The organism is Chitinophagaceae bacterium (genome assembly GCA_007695095.1).
GTDB lineage: Bacteria > Bacteroidota > Bacteroidia > Chitinophagales > REEL01 > REEL01.
Genome location: REEL01000047.1, coordinates 1 through 3341 on the forward strand (window position 1 = coordinate 1; position 3341 = coordinate 3341).

Annotated in this window: 4 protein-coding genes; 3 read left to right on the forward strand and 1 reads right to left on the reverse strand. The window is 35.0% G+C overall.

What is annotated here, in order from left to right; all coding sequences use genetic code 11:
• Positions 1-177: 177 nt before the first annotated feature.
• The gene (locus EA412_00980) at positions 178-384 is read left to right on the forward strand and encodes a hypothetical protein (protein ID TVR83303.1); all 207 of its coding nucleotides are present in this window, start codon (positions 178-180) and stop codon (positions 382-384) included.
• 152 nt (positions 385-536) lie between these two features.
• Here EA412_00980 and EA412_00985 read toward each other — a convergent pair whose 3' ends face one another.
• Entirely contained in the window at positions 537-878 is a 342-nt protein-coding gene (locus EA412_00985) for a hypothetical protein (GenBank protein ID TVR83304.1), read from the reverse strand.
• A gap of 856 nt (positions 879-1734) precedes the next feature.
• On the opposite strand from EA412_00985, the gene EA412_00990 reads away from it, so the two are divergent.
• On the forward strand, positions 1735-2307 hold the full coding sequence (locus EA412_00990) for a hypothetical protein (protein TVR83305.1): 573 nt from the start codon (positions 1735-1737) through the stop codon (positions 2305-2307).
• A gap of 146 nt (positions 2308-2453) precedes the next feature.
• A complete protein-coding gene (locus tag EA412_00995; GenBank protein ID TVR83306.1) occupies positions 2454-2858 on the forward strand; it encodes a PEGA domain-containing protein in 405 nt (134 codons plus the stop codon).
• Positions 2859-3341: the final 483 nt, after the last annotated feature.

Here is a 3341-nt window from a genome sequence, read left to right on the forward strand (position 1 = left end):
TCAGGATGGTTCGATAGAGAGGTATGTCCAACGGCACCTCCATGTGACAAACTTCTCTGTTAAACCTGAAATGCTTCGGGCAATTATCTTAAATAAACCACGAACTCAAACAGTTTAAGGCTTGTTATATAATTAGATTCACGTGATAAACCTGAACAAAAAAACAGAGGACTCAAGATGAATTTAAAAGAGAAAACACAAAAAGAACTGGAAGAGAAAGTTGAAGCGCTTGAAAATCTTATAGCGCGAAGGGGAGTGGGCTCCGATTACCTGGAAAAGGCCGAACGTATTCAAAGAGATTTGAACATTGCGTTGGTACTCGGTACTGCTACTGTGATTTTGGGGGTTACCGCCTTGGCCGTCTATAAGTTTAAGGGTGAGTGAAGGGCAGGAATTATTAACTGCCTATTATTTTTGGTAGGAAATTGAAGATTTTAGAATTTTACGTTGAAACTTTTCTACTAACTGAGTTTCGTTTTCGTAGTGATACGTATCAAGTAATCAACTGTTTTTTTAAAGTCTTTTAACATCCCACATTATGATTGTTCTGTTCCCTGTGTCTGATTAAATATAATTGGTTTTATTGGGACTAATAATCGTGGAATTATATGAGCAAGCTCATAAGTTACGCTTCTTTGTTCGCTCAGGTCAGAAACTATAAATTTTGAAATGTGAGCTAATGTAATAAACGTTTCTGTAGTGTCTATGCTCATTGGTTTACCAAATTCAAAAAGCAAAGGTAAATAACCAAATTTTATAAGCTCATCTCGAATCTGATATAATATTTTTATCCTTTCATCGGAAAAGTTTCCTAGAATAAGTACTGCCTTTTTTACTACAGTATCTATAACCTCTCGAATCTCAGAATTATTAATCAACAAATAAATAAATTGAGCAACTTTCAAATTATCAATTATTTTTGCGCCTTCTAAGTTTTAATCCGTAAAATCTACTACATCTAGGTTTAAACTTATCATTTCTTGATCTGAAAAATCACAATCTCCCGCAGAATCACCTTTAAGATTCAAGCAAGCTAAATTATTGTTCTTAAGGTTTTTTACCCCATTAATACAGCAATTGAGAAATCATACCCTGAATATTTTTTAAACATTGCTTTACTGCCGAAAGATGGAGGGCATAAAATTTTGCAATAAGATCTGTAATATCAATCCCTGAAAGATCAGGTAAGATTTTAGAGTTATTTATTCTCCAAGAATTCCACGCACCTTTTCCTTGTTTTAATATTTTTAAGTGATTTTCATTTTTTTATTAAAAAAAGATCAGCATCAAAAAACTAATCAGAGAGAAAGAGATTAAAATAGAGAGGGGTAGGGATGGGTAAAAATAGTAGTCTTGTTACTCTGTTCTTGATTTTCAAAAAAGTTCAAAAGAGAATGTAATCGATTTAGATGTTGAAAAAATATTTCACTTACATAGTATTCATTATTTTTTGTAACAAAGCAATGAGATTAAACTCTTTAAGAGTAATAAATACGTTTTGAAAATTGAAAGCTTTTTTTAGTGTAACTCACAAATGTAAATAACTACGCTGTTAATGAAATGGCTATATCCCCCCGTTTAAACATATATTCATTCTTATATAATTATATTAAAATATCATGACTTTATATTAAGATTTACATAAAAAAGTCATGGGATTAGGTTATTGCCTTTGTACCCTAAAATGGATTTACCAAAAACTACTAACTAACCTAAATACAATTAAAATTTAATATGAAAAGACTTACTATTCTAATGACTCTATTCTTTGCTGGAAGTATAGCATATGGGCAAAGTGTAAATTCACCCACTTATGATAATGAAGGCTTTTTTGCTAATGCTTCGCTACTTGGAGCAGCATGGACTCTTGATGACGTTGATATAGATGCACAAAGTGGTGCCGGTTTTGGTGTTAAGCTTGGGTATAATTTCAATACCAATTTTGGGTTATTTGCTTCTTTTGATGCTTCAAATATAAATCCGGATAACGGTGAGAACTATTTATTGGGTCATTTTGATATTGGTGGGCAAGGAATATTCCGTTCCGCCAGCGATAGGGTAAGACCTTTTATAAAGGCTTCTTTTGTAGGTATGTCTGCTCAAGATGATGATATAGAAATAAATGGCGGCGGTTTCGGTTTAGGAGCTGGCCTATATATTTCGCTAACAGAAAAATTGGGTTTTAATGTAAATTACACCCATAGTTGGATAAATATATCAGAAGTAAAAATAGGTTCACAAACTTTTGATGTAGAAGAGAATGCAACTACAGGTAGATTTTCTTTGGGTTTAACATATCACTTCTAGTGTCCTGTTGAATAAACTGATTTTCGACGAATAATATTTTCACTCCAATCTAATTTATAAACCAAAAAAAACAAATGAAAAAGGTACTAACATCAATTGCAGCGCTATCGATAATTCTATTTTTTACACAATCTTGCGGTACCATAATTCACGGCTCAACACAGGAAGTTGGATTCAGCAGCAGCCCAACTAATGCAAGTGTTACGATTAATGGCCAGAATCTGGGTAGTACTCCCATGATTGCAGATTTAAAAAGAAAAGATAACCATATGGTCAGATTTGAACTGGATGGTTATCAGCCCTATGAAACCAATTTAACCCGAAGCACCAGTGGCTGGGTTTGGGGGAATATTGTGTTTGGAGGCCTCATCGGTCTGGTAGTTGATGCATCAGCTGGTGGAATGTATAAATTAACTCCTGAACAGATTACTGCTGAGATGCGATCACCTCAGGCTAGTAATTCCAAAACAGAAGATGCATTATTCATTGCAATTGTAATGGAGCCAGATCCATCATGGGAAAAAGTAGGTTCTCTTATAAAAGCTGAATAAAGGTAAGTTTGTTCCTCAATTGTTTTACAGCGTATAATTAAAAACCCTTTTCTGTACTCAGTTAAGGGTTTTTTTAATTCGGTAGCTTGAACTCTCTGTAGAACTTTTCTTTTTACGCCTGAAAATGGTGCTTTAAGAAGGGGGGTACTTTCGAATGAAATCATAAAGTTCCTCTATGTGAAAATGAATAAAGAAGGAGGGACTATTATTAATAACTTTCCCGGGTCTCCAAATTGTTTTGGGAAAGTCTGGTTAATCCGCATCTGATTCCATCTTTCTTTGCCTCGGGAGGGGTACGTACAGAACGCCCTTTAATGCCCCAAATCTCTCTCTCTCTCTCTCTCTCTTTTGCTCTCTCTAGAAAGCAACGGTTGACAGCGGAGTTTCGGTCATCAGTTTCCACATGGGCAGCAGCGGCGCTTCGTTGGTTTGCGGATCTTCGCGGTATGCCTCGAATTGGGCAATGGGAATGAGTGAGGTCAT